Genomic DNA, 21,174 nt, shown 5'->3' with positions numbered 1-21,174 from the left:
GCCTTCGCTTCGGACCCGTTCGACCCGAGCACGGCCGTTCGCCGTACCAGATCTCGGTGTCGAAGGGGCGCACAGGCCCGTCTCGTCAGGCGGGATCGGCCAAGACGGGATCGGCCAAGAAAGGCCGCGCCCTGGACTCGGCCCGTCGATACAGGTGCATCTGCAGCAGAATCCAGCCCAGCGAGATGAGGCCGAGGATCACGTACGCGAGCTGGCCTCCGAAGGTGTCCCAGCAGGCATGCAGCGCCACCGCGGCGATGAACGTCAACACGAACAGGATGACTCGACGCACGCTTGGAGCGGCGGCGAGCGCGAATAGCGCTCCGGCGGTCAGCCCGGTCCAGGACAAATGGGCGGCGGGGGCGGTCAGCCCCCGTACGAGCAGCGTCTGCTCGACATCGCCGAGGTTGCCCTGCGATCGGACAAGGGCGGTGAAGGCGTAGCCCATGGTTTCCAGGGCGGCGAACCCGGCGCCGCTGGCGACTCCGACGACCAGGCCGTTGCTGGCCGAGCGGTGCCGCCACCAGAGCAGCAGAATCAACACGGGGACGACCAACTTGGCGGTCTCCTCGATCAGCCCGACGAACAGCATCGGCAGGGCGCCCAGGTTGCGCAGGGTGTCGTACTCGAGCCAACCGGCGGCGACCACTCCGATGATGCCGCCGAAGAACGCCGCCGCTCCGATCACCGACCCGGGCACCTGCCAGTCGCCCGAGCGACCCTGCGCGAACGTCAGGAACGTCGCGGGGGCGATAGAGGAGCCGAGCATGATGAGCGCCGGGATGAAGTTGATGTTCCGGGTGTCGATCAGCGTCGCCAACACCAGCATGTACAGGGCAACGCCGAGTACGAGGACAGCTACCCACGCCCATCGGCGTCCGAACTTGGCCATGTCGAGATTATTCCAAGGTCAGGGCCGAGGTCCTCCGTCCGCCGCCGGTCGGGTGGTGGGCAACTGCTGGCAGGTCGCCGGGCCGGGTACGTGCCTGGTGGGGGCACACGATGAAACGTGACGATCGACGTCAGCAGCCGAGCCGCTTGGTGGAAAGAGCGATGTCGTCGATCCAGAGGTCGAACTCGCCCGGCGTGGTGCCGCCCTGGTAGAGCTGCCAGCCGATCTTCACCGTGTTGACTGCCGGCAGGATGAAGGGAACGTCGTTACCGCCGTGTTCGGTCGTGGAGGCGGTCAGTTCCGGGTTCGCCACGCCGTCGATCCACACCGCGACGCGGTTGTCCGCCGGGTCGAGTTTCCACTCGAAGCACTGCCAGGTGTCCTCGGTGACCGGGGCGGACTCCCGCCAGTTGGTCCAGTCGCCGGTCGGGCCACCGTCGGCACCCACACCCCAGAAGGTCCCGGGGACCGTGGGCGCGTACTGGCCGCCGACCGGACGGACGACCTCCGAACTGCCCGTGCCGGTCGCCTCCACCAGCGTGAAGTGCGCCCAGTCGGGGGCGGTGGGAAAGGCGTCGACGCGCAGACGCATCCGGCCGTAGAAGAGGTTGCCCGGCGCGGCGAAGTCGTCGACACGCAGGAAGGCGCGTCCATTGTCGACCGTGTGGACGTGCAGCACCTGGTTGCCGTGGCGGGCGCGCTCGACGGTGAGCGTGCCGTTGCGCGTGTCGACGCCCCAGTCCAACGTGCTGGGACCCCCAAGAGGCAGCCGCTCGAAGTCTTCGCAGAAGAGCAGGCCATTGGTGCACGAGCGCTGGGAGGCACCCGACGCACCGGCCGGGACGCTGCCGGCCGTGGTGCCGAGGATCAGGGCGGCGGTGAACACCGCGAGGAAACTGCGCATGGCCATCCTCCATGACGTTGGTCGAACGTCTCGTTTGTCGCGGGAATTCGTGGCGAGGGACACGTACGGCGGGACACCTGCCCGTCGTCGTGGAGACGGCCCCGGCGATGCGGCGCGCGTCTGCCCGAAGCGGCGCGTTGCCGGCACTGCGATGCTCCCGTGCTCCCCGTTCTCAGCGCGGTTGCCCCCGTGCTGCGGCGATGTAGGCCATTCCAACACGCCCCCACCCGTCCCGGCAACATCAACGATCATCAGCATGGTTCCGGCCCGGGCCGACCCGCCGGCCCTCCGGTGCCCTGAAAGGCGGTCGGCTCCCCCTGAAAGGACCTTCATCAGTGAGACGAAGCCGACACCCCGACGCGACATCTAGTGTTGCCAACCCTCGGGTCGCGCCATATATGGTCTCTCCCGCAGCTGGTTCGGCCGCTCCAGCAGGTAGGTGGCCGAGGCAAGAGGGAACCCGGTGTGAGTCCGGGACTGCCCCGCAGCGGTCAGTGGGAACGACCGCCGTCATCAAGCACTGGGCCGATCGGGCCCGGGAAGCGACGGCCAGTAGGCGACCGGCGACCCCGGTCAGGCCCGCGAGTCCGAAGACCTGCCAGCGCGCCGCATGCACCGCGTGCGGCGGTCGGAGGCCGCGCGGGACGGCCGACGCCATCAGCCAGCCGGTGACGGCTGGCACGCCGTTCGGCGACCAGTGGCGTCCTCCTGCGCGTTCGTCGACCTCGTCGACAGGCGTGAGGAGTGGACATGACGGCGAGGCAGGAGCAGACGGCGGCCCATCAGCCGGAGCAGCGTCGGCAGGTGATGCAGGTCCGCAAACGCAACGGCGACGCCGAGCCGGTGGACGTCAACAAGATTGTCAAAGCGGTCGAGCGGTGGGTCGCCGACCTGGACGAGGTGGACCCGCTGCGGGTGGCCACGAAGACGATCAGTGGTCTCTACGACGGGGCAACCACCGCCGAGTTGGACAAGTTGTCGATCCAGACGGCGGCGGAGCTGATCAGCGAGGAGCCGCAGTACTCGAAGCTGGCGGCGCGGTTGCTGGCCGCGTACGTGGACAAGGAGGTCCGCGGGCAGCAGGTGGCGAGCTTCAGCCAGTCCGTCCGGTACGCCCACGGACTGGGCCTGATCGGCGACGACACCGCCGCGTTCGTGGCCCGCAACGCCCGCAAGCTCGACGACGCCGTGGACCCGGCCGGTGACCTTCGGTTCGAGTACTTCGGGCTGCGCACCGTCGCGGACCGGTACCTGCTGCGCCAACCTGAGTCGCGGCTTGTGGTGGAGACGCCGCAGTACTGGCTGCTGCGGGTGGCCTGCGGGTTGTCCGAGACGCCGGTGGAGGCGATCGGTTTCTACCGGCTGATGTCGTCGCTGGCGTACCTGCCCAGCTCGCCGACGTTGTTCAACTCGGGCACCCGGCACACGCAGATGTCGTCGTGCTTCCTGGTCGACTCGCCACGGGACGAGCTCGACTCGATCTACGAGCGGTACCACCAGGTCGCGAAGTTGTCGAAGTTCTCCGGTGGCATCGGCATCGCCTGGTCGCGAGTACGCGGCCGGGGCGCGCTGATCCGCGGCACGAACGGCAGGTCGAACGGCATCGTGCCGTTCCTCAAGACCCTCGACGCCGGCGTGGCGGCGGTCAACCAGGGCGGCCGGCGCAAGGGGGCGGCGTGCGTCTACCTGGAGCCATGGCACCCGGACATCGAGGAGTTCCTGGAGCTGCGGGACAACACCGGCGAAGAATCCCGGCGTACGCACAACCTGAACCTGGCCAACTGGATCCCGGACGAGTTCATGCGCCGGGTGGAGGCGGACGGCGACTGGTCGCTGATCGATCCGTCCGACGCGCCGGAGCTGCCCGACCTGTACGGCGAGGAGTTCGACGCCGCCTACCGGATCGCCGAGAAGAAGGCGATCCGGACGGTCAAGGCCCGGGACCTGTACGGGCGGATGATGCGCACCCTCGCGCAGACCGGCAACGGGTGGATGACGTTCAAGGACCCGTCGAACCGGTTGTCCAACCAGACCGGCGTGCCGGGCAACACGATCCACCTGTCGAACCTGTGTACCGAGATCCTCGAGGTGAACAGCGACACCGAGACCGCCGTGTGCAACCTCGGGTCGATCAACCTCGGCGCCCACGTCACCGTCGACGGGGTCGACTGGGTCAAGCTGCGGTCCACCGTACGCACCGCGGTGGTGTTCCTGGACCGGGTGATCGACATCAACTACTACCCGGCTACGCAGGCGGCGGCGTCGAACCCGCGCTGGCGGCCGGTCGGGCTCGGCCTGATGGGCCTGCAGGACGCGTTCTTCACCCTGCGCCTGCCCTTCGACTCGGCCGCTGCCCGGGAGCTGTCCACCCGGGTGCAGGAGGAGATCTTCCTGACCGCCCTGGAGACGTCGGCCGGACTTTCCGAGCGGTTCGGTCCGCATCCGACGTACGCCGAGACCCGCGCCGCCCGCGGCGAGCTGCACCCCGACCTGTGGGGTGTCGAACCCACCCAGACCGAGCGGTGGGCCGCGCTGCGCGCGACGATCGCCGCGCACGGCCTGCGCAACTCGCTGCTGGTCGCGATCGCCCCGACCGCCACGATCGCCTCGATCGCCGGCTGCTACGAGTGCATCGAGCCGCAGGTGTCCAACCTGTTCAAACGCGAGACCATGTCCGGCGAGTTTCTCCAGATCAACACGTACCTGGTCCGCGAGCTGAAGGCGCACGGGCTGTGGACGCCGCAGATTCGGGACCAGATCAAGCGCGCCGAGGGATCGGTGCAGGGCATCGACGACCTGCCCGCCGACGTACGCGAGCTGTTCCGCACCGCCTGGGAACTCCCCCAGCGGACGTTGATCGACCTCGCCGCCGCCCGCGCACCCTACATCGACCAGTCGCAGTCGCTGAACCTGTTCCTGGGCGCGCCCACCATCGGCAAGCTGTCGTCGATGTACCTGTACGCCTGGAAGTCAGGGCTGAAGACCACCTACTACCTGCGTTCGCGTCCCGCGACGCGTATCCAGCAGGCCACCGTCGCCGTCAAGCCGGTCGTCGCCGTCAGCGACACCGAGGCGCTGGCCTGCTCCCTGGAGAACCCCGAGAGCTGCGAGGCCTGCCAGTGACCACCACATCCGAACCCCCTGTCGACACCCGGCACACGCTGCTCGACCCCGGCATGGACCTGACCCTGCGGCCGATGCGCTACCCGCACTTCTTCGACCGGTTCAAGGACGCGATCAAGAACACCTGGACGGTGGAGGAGGTCGATCTGCACTCCGACCTCGCCGACCTGGCACGGCTCTCCCCCGCTGAGCGGCACCTGGTGTCCCGGCTGGTGGCGTTCTTCGCCACCGGTGACACCATCGTCGCCAACAATTTGGTGCTCAACCTCTACCAGCACGTCAACTCCCCCGAGGGTCGGCTCTACCTCTCCCGGCAACTCTTCGAGGAAGCCGTGCACGTGCAGTTCTACCTGAACCTGCTCGACACCTACGTGCCCGACGAGCGGGAACGTTTCGCAGCGTTCGCCGCTATCGAGAACATCCCGTCCATCCGGCGCAAGGCCGAGTTCTGCTTCCGTTGGATCGACTCCATCTTCGAGCTGCGCGAGCTGAAGACCCGCGAGGACCGCCGAGCGTTCCTGCTCAACCTGATCTGCTTCGCCGCGTGTATCGAGGGCCTGTTCTTCTACGGCGCCTTCGCCTACGTCTACTTCCTGCGCTCCCGGGGCCTGCTCAACGGCCTGGCCTCCGGCACCAACTGGGTGTTCCGCGACGAGTCCATGCACATGGCGTTCGCCTTCGACGTCGTGGACACCGTACGGCACGAGGAACCGGACCTGTTCGACGACGAGTTGGCCCGGCAGGTACGCGAGATGCTCGCCGAGGCGGTCGAGTGCGAGACCCAGTTCGCCGAGGACCTTCTCGAACAGGGCGTCTCCGGACTCTCCCTGGACGACATGCGCCAGTACCTGCAACACGTCGCCGACCGCCGGCTCGCCCAACTCGGCATCGCACCGCTCTACGGCTCGGCGAACCCCTTCGCGTTCATGGAACTCCAGGACGTGCAGGAGCTGTCGAACTTCTTCGAGCGGCGCGTGTCGGCGTACCAGGTCGGGGTCACCGGAAGCGTCACCTTCGACGACGACTTCTGACGGTGCGGGTGGCCGGACCGTCACCGGGGGCGGGGGTCGCATGAGAGCCCCGCCCTCTGGCCCGGTCGAGGGTCCATGACCTTCGACCCCTGTTGCCGGGCCCGCAGCCAGCACCAGAAGGGTCGGCGTCGCCGGGGATTGTCCGGTATGACCGGGGCGTCCGGCATTGCGGACCAGACGTCAGCCCGGGCCTGCCAGTCGTCGAACAGCGCACGGAACAACAGGTGGGTCTCGGCTGGACCCGTACGTCTCGCGGATGCCACGACATCGTCTCCAGACATGGTTGAGGCGGGCCGGGGGCGGTGGCACTAGCTGCCCCGTGACCGGTAACGTGACCGGTAACGGGAGCTTCCCGCATCGGCCTGCTCGTCGTCAACCGGAAAAGCCGGAACGGGAGCGGTCATGGTTGAGTAGGGGGTGTGGTGGAGAAGAACGGCACGGTAGGGGCGCAGGCCGGCAGACGGGTCACGCTCAGGGACGTCGCCCGGGTAGCCGGCGTCTCGCACCAGACCGTCTCGCGGGCGATCAACGGCAAGGGGGAGATCGACCCGGAAACCCAGCGCCGGGTGCTCGACGTCGCGCGGGAGCTGCGCTACCGCCCCAGCCGGTTCGGCCGCGGGCTCGTCCGGCCCGACGTGGTGACCATCGGCCTGATCGTCTCGGACGTGGTCAACCCGTTCTTCCCGGAGTTCATCGCCGGAGTGATCGAAGCGGCGGGTGGCCGGGACTGGCAGGTCGTCGTCGCCAGCACGGAGAACGACCACCTTCGCGAGTTGACGCTGCTGAAGTCACTCGGCCAGCAGGTCGACGCGCTCGTCGGCTACCTCAGCCACACCGACGAGGAACTGGAGCCGTACGTCGCGGGCGTGCCGCTGGTCATCGTCGACCGGGGAGTGGGCTCGGCGGCGCACGCACTGGTGCAGGTGGATACCGAGGCGGGTGTCCGGGCGGGTCTGGAGCACCTGATCGAGCGGGGGCACCGGCGCATTGGCATGATCGACTGTGTCTCCACCTGCGACCCGATGGTACGGCGCCAGACGTTCCTCGACGTCGCCCACGCCCACCGGCTGCCGGTCGACGAGGGACGGATCGTCCTCGGTGAGCAGTCGATAGCCGGCGGCGGCGACGCATTCGAAATGCTACGCACCGCACACCCCGATGTGACCGCCGTGCTCGCCTTCAACGACCTGGTCGCGATCGGCGCGTTCCAGGCGGCCCGCCGGCTCGGCGTCACCGTGCCGGCGGAGTGCGCGCTGGTCGGTTTCGACGGTTTGAGCATCGGGGAACTGATCGATCCGCCACTCACCACGATTCACCTCGACAAGCGGCGGCTCGGCGAACTCGCCGTACACCAGGTAGACCAGCTCCTGACCGGCGAGCTGCCACCACCGGCGCTGCTCAGCCCTCATCTGGTGGTACGTGGCACGACCTGACCTGGTCGCCCGAGCTGTCTGACGGCCGCCTGGCTGCGGCGCGTCTTGACAATTCGGTCCGGCGGGCGGAACGTGGGAGCGCTTCCATCGAAGTTCCTGGACCCGTTCCCGGGAGGCCGTCCATGTTCCTCCTCAGATCCATCACGTTCGCTGTGGTTGCCACGCTCGCGGCGCTGACTGTCGCGGTCGTGGTGCCAAGCGCTCAGGCCGCCACGTCTGACACCACCCCGCCAACGGCACCCACCGACCTCACCTGGTCGGCGACGTGTGCCGGGGTGGTGACCTTCAACTGGAGCGCCGCCACCGACAACGTCGGCGTCACCGGCTACGAGGTGTTCCGGGAAGTGAGCAGCGGCGCGTTCGCGTTAGCCGGCACCACCACCACGACCACGTTCGTCGAACCCCGTATAGCCGGTCTGCGTTATCAGGTGCGGGCCCGTGACGCCGCCGGCAACACCTCGCCGTTCACCCCGCCGGTCATCCCGGTGCCGCCACCGTGCCCAGCGCCGGACACCGAGCCGCCATCCACCCCCGGCAACCCGACCGCGATCGTCACCTGCGGTGCGGCCCTGCTGGGCTGGACCGCGTCCACGGACAACGTAGGTGTCACCGGATACGAGGTCTGGAGCGCGCCTGGCACCAGCGGCGGAGCGTTCGCGCACGTCGCCACCGTGACGACGACATCGTTCATCGCAAACGGCCCGGGCATCTTCCGCTTCCAGGTGCGGGCCCGCGACGCGGCCGGCAACAGGTCACCGTTCACCTCGCCGATCAACGTAGTCGTCCCGGCCTGCCCGAACGAGACCCAGCCGCCCACCACGCCAGGCACCCCCACCGCGTCCGGCACGACCACGACACAGACCACCCTGATCTGGGCCCCGTCCACCGACAACTTCGCCGTCACCAGGTACGAGATCTACCGGGCGTCCGGCCCGGCCGGCGGGACCTACGCCCCGGTCGGCACGTCGACCACCACGACGTTCACCGACACCGGCCTGGCTCCAGCCACCACCTACCGCTACCAGGTCCGGGCCCGCGACCACGCCGGCAACACCTCCCCGTTCTCCGCCGCGGTCACCGTCACCACCCCCGGCGGTGCGGGCGGTTGCCAGGCCACGGCGACCCTGCAGACCGGCTGGAACACCGGCTACATCCTGCAGCCCAACACCGTCACCAACACCGACAGGACCACGCTCAACAGCTGGACCGTCACCATTACCCTGCCACCCGGACACACCGTGACCGGCTACTGGAACGCCGCAGTCACGGTATCGGGCCAGACCGTGACCGCCCGCGGGATCACCGGCCAGAACGCCGCGATCGCGCCCGGAGCCGTCACCTCATGGGGAATGCAGGTCAGCCGGCCCAACGGCGACACCGCGATCCCGACCACCGCGACCTGCACAAGCAGCCGGTGAGATTCGTGTTCCAGACAAGCCCGACCAACCCCAGCTCAGGAGGCACTCTCGTCACACTTCCACACCGCCTTTGCCACAGTGGACCGGACCTCGTCCACGGATCTAGGTTCAGCACCGGCCAGAACCATGGGCCATGAGCACCGGCCTCAACGGATGATCCATGAGCCCAGGATCGGCCCGCTACGCTGCCCCGGTGCAGAGTATGACCAAGCGGCGGCTGAGCCCCGATGCGCTCGACACGATGCTGCGCGCGGCGATGGGCGTGGGATGCCACGTCGAGGCCGAACTGTGTGACGGCTGGTTCAACACGGCGTACCGGATCCGCCTCGACGACGGACGCGGCGCCGTCGTCAAGCTCGCACCACCTCGGCAAACGCCGGTGCTGCGGTACGAACGGGGGATCCTGGCCACCGAGGCGCTCGTGTATCGGCTGGCGTCCGCGGTCCCCGACATCCCGCTGCCCGAGCTGCTCCACGCCGATGAGGAGTTCCTCGTGCTGTCGGCGCTCAGCGGCGCGCCGTGGGACAAGGCACGCGACCAACTGCCGGCCGAGGCCACGCCGGTGTTGCTACGCGAACTCGGCCGCATCACCGCTCGCCTCCACACCATAGTCGCGCCGGACGAGCAGTTCGGATACCCGGCGCCCGAATCCGCGCTTACCAGGGGCACGTGGCGCGAAGCGTTCACCGCGATGGTGGCCGCCGTTCTCGTCGACGCGCAGCACTGGCGCTGCCCGCTCGGCATGACCCCGGACGAGGTGCTGGCGTTGGTCGACGCGCACGCCGATGCGCTGGACGACGTCGACACCCCCACACTCGTCCACTTTGATCTCTGGCCCGGCAACATCTTCGTCACCGGCGATGGCGAGCCCCGTATCACCGGCCTGATCGACCACGAGCGTGCGTTCTGGGGAGACGCGGCAGCCGAACTCGTATCCCTGGAGTTCTGCGGCCCGATCGACGCCCACAGCGAGCTCGTCGCCGGATACCGCGAGGCGGGCGGGCGGCTCGACTTCGACGAGTCACTGATCCGCCGACTCGCGCTGTACCGCCTGTACCTCGGCTTGATCCTGGTCATCGAATGCGGTCCACGCGGCTACGGCCCCGAGCACCTCGCCTTCTGCCAGGACATGCTCGCCAACTGGGCCACCGCACTGCGCGACCTGTAGTGGTGCAGGGATCTCGACGGCCCGCACCAGGAACATGCTCCACTATTGAGTATAGATGCTGTTGAACCCATCGACCTTCCACATCATCGCGTCGATGCCGCATTCGCCGTAAGCGATTTTGAAGTAACCTCTTTCAAGATCCGGCTGAACTTCCTCATTATCGAACCTGGGCACCTGACCCCAACCGGTGTTCCATTGGTTCTTGCATAGCCAGGCTTGCTCGTAGTCGTTGTAGCCGACGACGCAGACACAGTGACCACCGTCCAGACCGCCCCACTTGTGCTGGTAGACACCACCATTATAGTGACGAAAGTCTTCGTAGACGGTGAAGCATGTGGCGAGTGGGGCGGTTGTCAGCCAAGCCTTCATCATTGAAGGATCCCTAGTCCAGGAGTAGCCGCTGATAACGGTGCGCTTTTCCTGCCAGTCATCGCAGAGATTGCAGGGCTGATCACCTGGAGTGTAGGGGAAGCACGACTCGGGCACGACACCAACGCGCTCCGCATATTGGAACGCCGCAGAGGGGTACCAGCCATTGAGGCACCCATAGGATCCTCCGCAGTAGAACAGGTGCGCCGGAGACAGTTCGGGAAGGACGTTCCCGTTAGGATCGGTGTAAGCGATGTTCTCCGCGATTCGAGCTGCCGCTTCTATCGTCGCCGTGACCCCGAACGCGACGCAGGAGCCGCAGGTCCCCTGATCCCTGATCGGGTTGATGAATGAACGAGCGTAACCGTTCATGTTGGTCCAGTTCCATTCGGGCGGAGCCTCAGCGGCAGCTGCTCGGACTACGTCCCGATGCTCCTCCGAGCGTCGCACCCTTTCTTCGAGGGACAATTCATCGGGCCCGGGGACATACCCTAGACGTGCCCTGAATTCCTCGTTGGACAGCCGCGACACTGATGTCTCTTCGGCAGTCCAGTTCGCTGTCGGATCGGCGGCGAGACGGGCTTGTAGTTGTTCAAGGAACTCGTTGTCGGCGGGCATTGTTCCTCACTCTCCATAGGTACTGGCGCGTCAACTGACCCGCAGAGTGATCTGCATGGTGTCGGCGATCTCACCGCTCCAACTGCGTGCCAGTTCGAGCCGAACATGAGCGGCTCCCGAGCGTGTTGTGCGCAGGCAAATTTCGCGGCCCCCTCCGGCGCCCGGCCTGCCCGGCGCGCTCGGAGAGTACTCCGAGCCGACAGTCTCCACCGGGCCCTCGGCTACCGCGACGGCCCACCTGAAACCCGTGCCGGCATTCTCTTCCAGAACGACGAGCACGGTTTCGCCGGGCCTGGTTTCTAGCTCGACTTCTGCGGCGGCGTGCTCGATGACATAGTCAGCCATTGGTGCGCAGCTTCGTCGACATAATTCTTTCCCCGTGTTGCACGTTGCAACACTTCCCGAACTGGAAGTTACCAGGCTCTCGCCCTCGTCGGGCCGAGACAGTCAGACTGGGGCGCGGCTCTCCTCGAGTGAGTGCCGGTCACCCGGCGAGGGTGCAGTGCCCGTGGTTGTGCTGTTATCGCTTTTGATGGATGCCTTGGTGTTCTTGTTGCGGGCGGAGGGTCCAGTAGGCGTCGAAGTCACCTGTGCGGCCTTGAGTGCCGTGTCGAGTGCCTGGTCGGCCGGGACGGGCACATCGGGGACCACTCCGACGCCTTCCCAGTTGGTGCCGGTGACGCTGTTGATGGTCCGGGCGGTCGGCACGGTCACGAGGATGTGTTCGGTGACCGCGTGGCGGGCCGTCGGATGCGCACCGCCACGTGTCGTCTCACCGACGACGACGGCCCGGCCGTGCGCCTGAAGGGTGTACGCCACGTCCTCGCCCCCGGAGAACGTGATCGCGCTGGTGAGCACATAGACCGGGCGGTCCGTGTAGCGCGGCGCGGGAAGGTGCGCGGTCGTCCAGAACTGGCGTGTGGCGCCGGTGGACCGCTCGTGGATGTCGTTGAGGTGCACCTGGTCGTCGCGGAAGAAGTAGCTGCACCACATCGCGGCCCCTTCCGGTGCCCCGCCGAGGCATGCACGCAGGTCCAGAATCAGCGCGGAACTGTGGGCGACCAACTGCATGGCCGCGCCGATCGCGCTGGCGCCTTCGTCGGCGTACGCGATGCGCCGGACGTCGACGAGCCCGATGTTCCCGCCCAAGTGCTCGACGCGGCGGACCCCCTGGTTCTCCGCCCGGAGCAGCGCGAGGAACGCGGCCCGCCCCTCGTCCTCGTCCGCCGGATCCAGCGACTGCGGCTGGTCCACCCACAGCAGCCGCAGATGCTTGTCCGGGCACACCTTCTGCAGGTCAGCGGTCACCGTCTCGCAGAGCACCGGCCCGTCCAGGTCGTCGTACTCGCCTGCCGCGAGACGGCGCCGGATCGCGGCGTCGATGTCCACGGCCTTCTCGGGAAAGACGTACCCTGCCTCGATCCGATCGAGGGCCTGTCCGACTATCTGTTCGTTTGTGAGCACGGCGGGCATCCTAGGCCGCAAGCAGCCTCATGACCGCCGAATTTGCGTGAGCTGGCGCTCGCGGCTACGGCGGGTGAGTGCGGTTTGCCTGGATCACCCGGCCGATCATCGGTGTTGCGGCTGCGCCCCGCCGCGTCCCTCGATGGCAACTGCGCGGTCGGGACCGATTGACCACTACCAGCCGTTCCGGACAAGGATTCCTGGGAGCAATGAGTTGTGCGGCTACGCTTGCGTAGCTACAGTTCCGTATCTATCCTGGTCGTCATGGCTGCTGATGCTGCGCATGGGAGAAGCCGGCGCTCCCTGGCCGAGGTAGCTGACGCCTGCCGGGCGGCAGTGCTTGCCGAGGTGGCGGAGACCGGCTTTGGCCGGCTGGCCGTCGAGGGCGTGGCCCGACGCGCCGGGGTCGCGAAGACCTCGATCTACCGGCACTGGCCGTCGGTGGAGGAGCTGCTGCTCGATGCGCTCAGCCATGCCCATCCCGTCGAGGTGGCCACACCCGGTGGCGGCAACCTGCGCTCGGACCTGCTGCGCTCGCTGGAGCAGTTGGTCGGCTGGCTCGGCGCGCCCACCGCGCCGGCCGTCGCGGCGATCCTCAGCGAGCGGCAGCGCCGGCCGGATCTCGTCGAGGCCCTCTACACCCGGGTCTTCGACACCCACGGCGGCCGGTTCACCCGCACCGTCATCGAGCACTACGCCGAACGCGGCGAGATCGACGCCCGGCTGGTTACGCCGATCGTCGTCGACATCGGCGAGGCCCTGGTGATCAAACACCAGATCGACACCGGGCAACTACCCGGCGCCGAGGTCCGTGCGGCGATCGTCGACCAGGCGATCCTGCCCGCCCTCGGTTTCCCACCCGTACCCGATGAAGGTAACTCGACATGACCACGACGCGGCCCGACATGCCCGCGATCCCGCCCGCCGTCGTACAGGTGGACTGGAACACGGCGATCGGCACCTCCCGCACCACGCTGACCACCCACCTGTGGACGGCACCCCCGCTACGGCGAGGTTCCCCGATTCACGACAAGGCCTTCGACGCCCTACGCGAGCTGCGCGTCGACCTCGCCCGCTTCCTGCCCTGGTTCTCCCACCCTCGGATCGCGGTGCCCGCGCTGACTCCACCGACCACCGCAGAGACGTCGTGGAACTTCGAGCTGCTCGACCCCTTCGTCGACGACTTCGTCAACGCCGCCGGCGGCCGACCCATCGTGGCCAACTTCGCAACGATCCCGACCTGGATGTTCGTCACCCCGGAGCCGGTGACGGTGCCCGACGACCCGGACGAGATCCTGTGGGACTACGAGCGGGGCACCGAGCTGCGCGATCCCACCTGCGCCGAGGTCGCCGACTACTTCTACAGGGTGGCCAGCTGGTACATCGCCGGTGGGTTCACCGACGAGCTGGGCCGCTGGCACGAGTCCGGCCACCACTACCGCTTCGCCTACTGGGAGGTGCTCTGCGAACCCGACATCGGTCACCGCCTCGCCCCGGAGGCCTACACCCGGCTCTACGACGCGATCGTGACGCGGCTGGCACCGCTGGACCCGGACATGAAGTTCGTCGGCCTGTCGCTCAGCCATGTCCACCACCAGCCGGAGTACTTCTGGAACTTCCTCGACCCGGCCAACCACGCCGACGGTGTCCGGCTCGATGCGTTCTCGTACCACTTCTACGCCTCACCCGAGATCGCCAACCCGTTCAGCGAGTTGGGCAACGCCCCCTACGCGCACTGGCGGGACATCTTCTTCGCCCAAGCCGACGCGTTCGTCGACCAGGTGCGTTTCATCGACTCCATCCGTCGCCGTCTCGCGCCCGACACCGCGACGTTCGTCAACGAGCTGGGCACCTACCCGCCCGACGTGATGAACCCGAAGCCGAACATCCCGGACGAATACTGGGCACTGAGCGCCTCCGTCCAGTCATATCTGTGGTCGAGGCTTGTGGAACTCGGCATCGACCTGGTCGGCATCGCCGAGTTCGTGGACTACCCCGGCATGATTCCCGGCACCAGCCTCATCGACTGGGACACCGGCGCGCCCAACGCCCGCTACCACGCGCTCGCCCTGCTGCTGCGACACTTCAGACCCGGCGACGCGCTGATGGCCACGACCACGGGCGCACCCGGCTTCCCAGACCCGCGCATCCACGCTCAAGCCTTCCTGACCGCCGACGGTCAGCGAAAGCTCCTCCTCGTCAACAAGACGGCCACCCCGGTCACCGTCGTCCTTCCGCAAGACCTCGGCCGGGCGATGCTGGAGCAGATCGGCGTCAGCACGGTCGCCGGATCCCCAACAACCGTCGGCGAGGAAAACGCGCTCGACGCCCACGCCACCGCCGTCGTCTCCTACTGACCCGACTGTGCGGTACGACCGGAGGCTGCCCGCGCTCCGGTCGTACCGCATGCCGCATCACGGGCGGTCGGCTGCCGGAGTCGCCTCGGCGGAGGGGCGACGCCTATCCGACGGCGGTCCCGGATCGCGCGTCTTGATCGGTGACCGCCGCGGGAGGATGCGGCGCTGGGGTCCGGACCTTGGCGCCCGTCACACCACGCAGTGCGGTGAGGCCGATGCCCAGCCAGATGATGTTGAGCGCGGTCGATGGCCATGCCTGGTGAAACGCGCCGTTGACTGCGAGCCCGCCGGCACCCGCGAGATTGAGCAGGTGGTACCGCGTCCCCACAGCGAGCCGTCCGCTGGACAGCCGGGCGTAGGCGAGCAGAAGACAGGCCGCGCCGGCCCAGCCGATGGCGTCGGCGACAAACATCGCCGTTTACCGCGGCACGATGGCGTAGGCCCGAACTGGGAACGTGCCGAAGCCGCGTACCCGCGGTGGCGCCGCGTGGAGGCGGGCCCCGGTGACGGGGAGGTCGGCCAGCCCGGTGAGGTGTTCGAGCACCGGGACACCGGCGTCGAGCAGGATCGAGTGGGCCGGTCGCTGCCCGCCGCTGTCCGTGTCGTCGATGTTGACGCTGTCGATGCCGACGAGCCGGGCGCCAGCGTCGGCAAGCAGCTTGGCGGCCGGCTCGGTGAGATACGGGGCAGGGCCCCCGTACGCCCCGCTACCCCAGTGCCGGTCCCAGCCGGTGTGCAACAGCACCGCGGCACCGGCTAGGTCGAAGGCTGCCAGCGCCTGCGGCCCGATGCCGCGCTGGTCGCTGCCGACGAGGCGCACCACGACCGCGGGCAGGTCTGCGACCGCCTCCAGCGGCAGGGCGGCCAGGTCGGCTCCGTCCGGATAGCGGTGGTAGGGGCTGTCGAGGTAGGTGCCCGTGTTGCCGACCATGCTGATGCGGTCGATGGCGAACTCGACGCCCGGCGCGTAGTGAGCACGGGAAGCCTCGCGGGTCAGGTGTGGGGCGATCTCTGGTCCCGGTAGGCCCGGGTACGTCGTCATGCCAGCCTCGATCACGTGGTTGAGCTCCACCAGGCGGCGGCCTGGTGCCGCCGGCACAGCGGTCGTGGGCACGCCGCGCGAGCCCCTGTGCGGCTCATGCACCACCCGCAGCCGGCTGATGCGCACCTGGTCGACCATCGACAGGCCGAGATGGCCAATGAGCCGGTTGGCGATTTCGTCCTCGGCGATGTCGGCGGCCGGCAGGTCGAGCCGGAACCCCTGCGTCTGCAAGCCGCCACCGTTGAGGAAGGTCACCTCGGCGTCGAACACTGCGCGGTACTCGGTCATGTAGCCATGCTCCGCCAGCTCGGTGTTCAGCGGAAGCAGCAATTTCTACATGCCGTATGTAGCATTTCTGAATGCAGATCGACCCGCGGCGACTGGCCATCCTCGGTGCCGTGGCCAACGCGGGCGGGGTTCTCGCGGCGGCCACCGTGCTGCACCTGACCCCGTCGGCAGTGTCCCAGCACATCGCCCGTCTGGAAGCCGAGACCGGCGTGACACTGCTCGACCGGTCGCGGCTCGGCGGGCGACGGGCTGCCGGCCTCACACCGGCCGGACGGCTCCTCGCCGCGCACGCCGGGCGCCTCGCCGAGACCCTCGCCGCCGCCGAGCGGGAACTCGCCGCGCTGACCGGGCAGGTGACCGGGCCCGTCAGCGTTGGGGCCTTCCCGACAGCGATCCGGCACCTGGTGGCGCCGGCCGCCACTGCGGTGGCCGCGACGAACCCGAACGTCGAGGTCCGTATCCGCCAACTTGAACGCGAGCCCGGCCTGGCCGCGCTGCAGGCCGGCGGTCTCGACCTACTGATCGTCGAGGCCAGCCCGATCGATCCGCCCACGAACCTGCCCGGTCTGCGCGCGATACGACTGCTTGACGATCCTTACCAGATCGTTTTCCCCGAGCAGTGGGCTCCAGTGGCCGGCATCGAAGCCCTGCTGACCCGGCCCTGGATCGACGGGCCGCCAGGCTCCGCGTCGCACCGGGCGCTCGACCGGATCGCGACCCGCCACAACGCCGTGCTCAACCGCGTACACGAGTGCCTGGAGTTCCCCGCCACGCTCGCCGTCGTCGCAGCTGGGCTCGCGGCGGCCGTGGTCCCCGCGCTCGCCCTACCCACCCACAAACAGACCACCATCGAGGCGCTCCACGAGCCCCACGTCGGAGCCCGCCGAATCGACATGGTCCACAGGCATGGCCGGCACGAGCCGAGCCCCGCTACCGAACTGGTCGCCCAGGCGATTATCACCCAGGCCGACCAGTGAACAATGGGCGGCCGGCAGGCCGGCTGGCCGGCTACGTCCACGTCAAGGACATCCTCGGACTGCCGGTCGAGCAGACCCCCGCTTGTCGAGCCGGGGAAGGCAGGCTAGCTGCGTTCCCGCGCTCGGACGGAGCCGGAGGTCGGCCAGGCGCGGACGATGCGCACGGTTTGGACGAGCACAACCGGAATCACGCCGAGGGACAGCGCGACAGCCCAATCGCCGACGCGGAGCGTGGTGAGGTCGAGCAGGTCCCGCATGGCGGGCACGCCGAGGACCAGCGACTCGAGCGCGATGGTCAGCGCGAGGGCTGCCCACAGGTAGGGGTTCCTGGTGGCGCCGCGGAAGCCGGAGCCAATGTTGGTGCGGGCGTTGAAGACCGTGAGCAGCTGCGCGGACGTGAGGGTGACGAACGTCATGGTGCGGGCGTGGTCGAGGTCGAGGTTCATGACCTTGCTGGCGAGCAGGTAGGCGGTGAGGGCGACGGCGGCGACGAGTGTGCCGTGGATGAGGATGCGGCGCACTGTGCCGGCACCCAGTACGGGTTCACTCTTGGACCGCGGCGGTTCGCGCATGGCCTCGTCACTGCTGGGTTCGAGTGCCAGGGCGAACGAGGGGATGACGTCGATGATGAGGTTGTTCCAGAGAATCATGAGCCCGACGATTGGGGCGTCGAGGCCGAGGGCGAGTGCGACGGTGACGACGAGCACCACCGACAGGTGCCAGGAGAACAGGAACTGGCCGAAGCGGCGGATGTTGGCGAAGATGCGCCGGCCTTCCTGGATGGCGTGTTCGATGGTGCTGAAGTCGTCGGTCGTCAAGACGATGTCGGCGGCTTCGCGGGCGACATCGGTGCCGGTGCGGCCCATGGCGATGCCGACATCGGCTTGCCGGAGGGCGGGTGCGTCGTTGACGCCGTCGCCGGTGACGGCGACGACCCCGCCGGCGGCCTGCAATGCACGTACGAGGCGCAGCTTCTGCTCCGGCGCGACCCGGGCGAACACGTCGCTGTCGCCGATCTCGCGGGCTAGCGCGTCGTCGTCGAGCCGGTCGAGTTCCGCACCGGTGATGGCTCGGTCGGCGCGTAACCCGACCTCGCGGGCGACGGCGGCGGCGGTGCGGGGTTGGTCGCCCGTGATCATGACCACCCGGATGCCGGCCCGGTGGCAGGCCCTGACCGCGTCGACAGCTGCCGGGCGGGGAGGGTCGATCATGCCTACCACGCCGAGCGGGTCGACCGCGTCGAACACCTGGTTGTCGTCGCCGCTGGCAGCGGGCGCGCGGCCGGCGCCGATGGCCAGCGTACGCAGTGCCCGGCTGCTCATGTCGTGCACCCGAGCGAGGAGCTCGGCGTGCTGCTGAGGGTCGAGTAGCACCTCCGGGGCGCCTTTGGCGTGTACGGTGCCGTCGGTGACGACGGCCATGCGCTTGGTGGACGAGTCGAACGGGACCTCGGCGCGGCGGGTGTGCTCGACGCGGAGCGTGCGCCAGTCGAGTCCGTTTGCTTGCCCGCCGAGAAGGAGGGCGACCTCGGTGGGATCACCGACCGGGGTGCCGTCGGGGGAGATGTCCGCGTCGTTGCAGATCACTGCGCTCTGCCACAGCGCCCGCTCGTCGACGCCGTCGGCGAGCGCAACCTCCACCACGTGCATCTCGTTGGCGGTGAGGGTGCCCGTCTTGTCCGCGGCGATGACATTGGTGCTGCCGAGAGTCTCCACGGTGGGTAGCCGGCGTACGAGGGCGTGTGCGCGGGCCATGCGGCGCATCCCGACGGTGAGGGTGAGCGTGGCCACGGCGGGCAGACCCTCGGGGACGATCGCGACGGCCAGAGCGATCGCAACCTCGATCACCTCCTCGACGTCGAGGCCGCGCACCAGCCCCAGACCGACGAGAGCGGCGGCCAGGCCGACGACAACCAGCGACAGGATTCGGCCCAGCTGCTCCAGACCGGCCTTCAGCGGTGCCTGCCCGGTGTCCGTCGACGCGGCCAGGTCGGCGATGTGGCCGACCTCCGTCGCCGGCCCGGTGGCGACCACGACCCCCCGGCCGCGACCGGCGCGGACCGTGGTGCCGCTGTACAACATGTTCGTGCGGTCGGCGATCGGCGTGTCCCGTGGCACCGGCTCGACCGTCTTGACGACGGTCTCGCTCTCGCCGGTGAGGGCAGACTCCTCGACGGTGAGGTCTTCGGCCTCCAGGACGCGAATGTCGGCAGGCACCTGGTCACCTGCCTCGACCGATACGAGGTCGCCTGGCACCAGTTCCACCGCGTCGATCTCCTCACGGCGGTCCTGGCGCTCAACGTCGGCTCGGGTCGCGGTGAGGTGGCGAAGCGCCTCCATCGATCGCAGGGCCCGCAACTCGGTGACAAAACCGACGATGGTGTTGACGATGATGACCACCGCGACGGCTGCGGCCTCCAACGTCTCACCGATGACCAGCCCTGCCACGACCGCGGCGGCGAGAAGCACGATCACGACGCTGCGGACCTGATCGAGCAGAATTCGCCAGCTTGATCGCTGCGTGGGCATGGCCAGCGCGTTGCGCCCTGCTACAGCCCGCCGCCGGTTGACCTCATCCGGGGCGAGGCCACGTTCCGGGTCGACGTCGAGGCGGCCCAGCACATCGACGCCGGCAAGGCCGTGCGGGGCCTTTACGCGCCACTTCCGCGCTCGTGGCTCCTGATGCCGCACGTGGGACGCCGACGTGTTGCCCGGATCGTGCGCGGAGGCGCTCACCTGGTCAAATCTCCGACTTTCACAACACCGGGCCACCGATCCGGTTGCCCGCTGTTGTCACGGGTATCGAGCACAGGTCGCGGTCAACTGCCGCAAGGGTTTCCGTCACCTGTGGGCTTCGCCTGGCCCGCGCGACGCACACAACAAGCTCGCGCGGCTGTCCCGGCCCATGCCCGGCAGGAGGCGCATCGCGCTGCCCGTTACCTGGTGACCGCCGCGCCATGGGTTCATGCTGCCGTACCACTGACCACGAAACGGGCGTTTCAGCCGCCGGGGCTCACCCCGGGTTGGTGATGGCGGACCTCTTCGTGTGCCTGCCGCTGATCGCCCTCCCGGATCTGCCCGCAGACGGTTCCGGTTGTCGGGCGGCCCCTGCCACGCTCGAACCCCTGATCTTCTTATCCGTAGGGCTCGCTACGACGCCGCCGGAGGCGGGAGGTCGACGACGCGGGTGGCCCAGCGGGTCATCAGGGCCGGGTCGTGGGTGATGAGCAGGACGGCGGCGTGGTGCTGCCGTTGGTAGTCGGTGATGACGCCGGCGAGGTGCGCCTGGGTGGAGGCGTCGAGCATGGCAGTGGCCTCGTCGCAGAGCAGGTACGCGGGCCGGTGCGCCAGCGCCCGGGCGAGGCAGGCGCGTTGCAGTTGGCCGTCGCTGACGGCGTGTGGGCGGCGGGTGAGCAGGTCCGGGGTGAGGCCGACCAGGTCGGCCAGCTCCGCTGCCTGGGCCCACGCCTCGTCCTTGCCGGTGCCGGTGGCGCGTAGCGGTTCGGCGACGATGTCGGCGAGGCTGAGCCGCGGGTCGGTGGCGGCACGGGGACTCTGGAAGAGGATCGCGACCCGGGTACGGATCGCGGCGGGTAGCCGGTGGCGCGCTCCGACCACGGGTCTGCCGTCGAGGGTGACGTGCCCGGCGTCGGGCGTGTGCAGCAGGCCCAGGACGCGGGCGAGGGTCGACTTGCCGCTGCCCGACGGCCCGCGCAGCCCGATTGTCTCGCCGGGGGCGAGGCGCAGGTCGACCCGGTCGAGGACGCTCTGCCGCCCGAAGGAAAGGCTGACCTGGTGGGCTGCGAGGCCGGCGGACGGGACGGCGCTGGAACCGGTACCGCCCATGGTCTGCGTCGTGAGGGCGGTCATGCGCGTGCTCCGGTGCTCGTCGGGTGGTGGCAGGCGACCCGGCCGGCACCGTCGCGGCCGAGGGCCGGCAGGGTGTGGCAGGTGTCGGTGGCACGGTCGCAGCGGGGCGCGAAGGCGCAGCCCGCAGGCAGGTCGGTGAGCATCGGCGGGTGTCCCGCGACGGGTCGAAAGGCACGGTCGGGCAGCGCGTCGAGCAGCCCGGCGGTGTAGGGGTGGGCAGG

Annotated in this window: 18 protein-coding genes and 1 riboswitch; of the genes, 8 read left to right on the top strand and 10 right to left on the bottom strand. The window is 68.7% G+C overall.

The window, feature by feature from the left end; all coding sequences use genetic code 11:
* Positions 1–85: 85 nt before the first annotated feature.
* Both E1258_RS14265 and E1258_RS14260 read right to left on the bottom strand, forming a co-directional pair.
* Positions 86–892 carry a PrsW family intramembrane metalloprotease gene (locus E1258_RS14265; protein WP_132400660.1) on the bottom strand — a complete coding sequence of 269 codons (807 nt, stop codon included), beginning with the start codon at positions 890–892 and terminating at the stop codon, positions 86–88.
* A gap of 130 nt (positions 893–1,022) precedes the next feature.
* Positions 1,023–1,796 carry a hypothetical protein gene (locus E1258_RS14260; RefSeq protein WP_132400657.1) on the bottom strand — a complete coding sequence of 258 codons (774 nt, stop codon included), beginning with the start codon at positions 1,794–1,796 and terminating at the stop codon, positions 1,023–1,025.
* A 398-nt stretch (positions 1,797–2,194) separates the two neighbouring features.
* A riboswitch (cobalamin riboswitch) is annotated at positions 2,195–2,414 on the top strand.
* A 132-nt stretch (positions 2,415–2,546) separates the two neighbouring features.
* On the opposite strand from E1258_RS14260, the gene E1258_RS14255 reads away from it, so the two are divergent.
* From E1258_RS14255 to E1258_RS14235, 5 genes are all read left to right on the top strand, one after another.
* On the top strand, positions 2,547–4,919 hold the full coding sequence (locus E1258_RS14255; RefSeq protein ID WP_132400654.1) for a ribonucleoside-diphosphate reductase subunit alpha: 2,373 nt from the start codon (positions 2,547–2,549) through the stop codon (positions 4,917–4,919).
* Between the two features lie 53 nt (positions 4,920–4,972).
* Positions 4,973–5,950 (top strand): ribonucleotide-diphosphate reductase subunit beta, encoded by a 978-nt coding sequence (locus E1258_RS14250; RefSeq protein WP_243715444.1) that lies wholly within the window; start codon positions 4,973–4,975, stop codon positions 5,948–5,950.
* A gap of 419 nt (positions 5,951–6,369) precedes the next feature.
* Complete coding sequence (locus tag E1258_RS14245) at positions 6,370–7,383, top strand: LacI family DNA-binding transcriptional regulator (protein WP_132400651.1); 1,014 nt, start codon at positions 6,370–6,372, stop codon at positions 7,381–7,383.
* A 122-nt stretch (positions 7,384–7,505) separates the two neighbouring features.
* Positions 7,506–8,801, top strand: a complete 1,296-nt coding sequence (locus E1258_RS14240) for a cellulose binding domain-containing protein (RefSeq protein WP_132400648.1) — start codon at positions 7,506–7,508, stop codon at positions 8,799–8,801.
* 202 nt (positions 8,802–9,003) lie between these two features.
* A complete protein-coding gene (locus E1258_RS14235) occupies positions 9,004–9,969 on the top strand; it encodes a phosphotransferase family protein (protein WP_243715443.1) in 966 nt (321 codons plus the stop codon).
* Between the two features lie 42 nt (positions 9,970–10,011).
* On the opposite strand, the gene E1258_RS14230 is transcribed toward E1258_RS14235, so the two are convergent.
* From E1258_RS14230 to E1258_RS14220, 3 genes are all read right to left on the bottom strand, one after another.
* Positions 10,012–10,956, bottom strand: a complete 945-nt coding sequence (locus E1258_RS14230) for a C1 family peptidase (RefSeq protein WP_132400642.1) — start codon at positions 10,954–10,956, stop codon at positions 10,012–10,014.
* Positions 10,957–10,986: 30 nt separating this feature from the next.
* The gene (locus E1258_RS14225; protein ID WP_132400639.1) at positions 10,987–11,301 is read right to left on the bottom strand and encodes a protease inhibitor I42 family protein; all 315 of its coding nucleotides are present in this window, start codon (positions 11,299–11,301) and stop codon (positions 10,987–10,989) included.
* A gap of 102 nt (positions 11,302–11,403) precedes the next feature.
* Positions 11,404–12,429, bottom strand: coding sequence for a S41 family peptidase (locus E1258_RS14220; RefSeq protein ID WP_132400636.1), 1,026 nt, complete (start codon positions 12,427–12,429; stop codon positions 11,404–11,406).
* Positions 12,430–12,684: 255 nt separating this feature from the next.
* Between E1258_RS14220 and E1258_RS14215 the strand changes: the two genes are divergently transcribed.
* Together E1258_RS14215 and E1258_RS14210 are read left to right on the top strand one after the other, a co-directional pair.
* Positions 12,685–13,308 (top strand): TetR/AcrR family transcriptional regulator, encoded by a 624-nt coding sequence (locus tag E1258_RS14215; protein WP_165949769.1) that lies wholly within the window; start codon positions 12,685–12,687, stop codon positions 13,306–13,308.
* Complete coding sequence (locus E1258_RS14210; RefSeq protein ID WP_243715442.1) at positions 13,305–14,777, top strand: hypothetical protein; 1,473 nt, start codon at positions 13,305–13,307, stop codon at positions 14,775–14,777. Before E1258_RS14215 ends, E1258_RS14210 begins: the two co-directional genes overlap by 4 nt.
* A gap of 103 nt (positions 14,778–14,880) precedes the next feature.
* On the opposite strand, the gene E1258_RS14205 is transcribed toward E1258_RS14210, so the two are convergent.
* Positions 14,881–15,189, bottom strand: a complete 309-nt coding sequence (locus tag E1258_RS14205; RefSeq protein ID WP_207919558.1) for a hypothetical protein — start codon at positions 15,187–15,189, stop codon at positions 14,881–14,883.
* Between the two features lie 6 nt (positions 15,190–15,195).
* Positions 15,196–16,107: a cyclase family protein gene (locus E1258_RS14200; protein ID WP_165949768.1), complete on the bottom strand. Its 912-nt coding sequence runs from the start codon at positions 16,105–16,107 to the stop codon at positions 15,196–15,198.
* 71 nt (positions 16,108–16,178) lie between these two features.
* Here E1258_RS14200 and E1258_RS14195 point away from each other — a divergent pair, with 71 nt between their 5' ends.
* Complete coding sequence (locus tag E1258_RS14195) at positions 16,179–17,084, top strand: LysR family transcriptional regulator (protein WP_132400633.1); 906 nt, start codon at positions 16,179–16,181, stop codon at positions 17,082–17,084.
* Between the two features lie 104 nt (positions 17,085–17,188).
* On the opposite strand, the gene E1258_RS14190 is transcribed toward E1258_RS14195, so the two are convergent.
* The 3 genes from E1258_RS14190 to E1258_RS14180 all read right to left on the bottom strand — a co-directional run.
* Positions 17,189–19,819 (bottom strand): HAD-IC family P-type ATPase, encoded by a 2,631-nt coding sequence (locus E1258_RS14190; protein WP_165949767.1) that lies wholly within the window; start codon positions 19,817–19,819, stop codon positions 17,189–17,191.
* A gap of 414 nt (positions 19,820–20,233) precedes the next feature.
* Positions 20,234–20,953, bottom strand: coding sequence for an ABC transporter ATP-binding protein (locus E1258_RS14185; RefSeq protein ID WP_132400627.1), 720 nt, complete (start codon positions 20,951–20,953; stop codon positions 20,234–20,236).
* On the bottom strand, positions 20,950–21,174 hold a 225-nt coding region (locus E1258_RS14180; protein ID WP_371688614.1), incomplete at its 5' end, for an oligopeptide/dipeptide ABC transporter ATP-binding protein. The genes E1258_RS14185 and E1258_RS14180, both read right to left, overlap by 4 nt.

The organism is Micromonospora sp. KC207 (assembly GCF_004348615.1).
Lineage (GTDB): Bacteria > Actinomycetota > Actinomycetes > Mycobacteriales > Micromonosporaceae > Micromonospora.
This window is presented reverse-complemented; position numbering and strand designations above follow the sequence as displayed.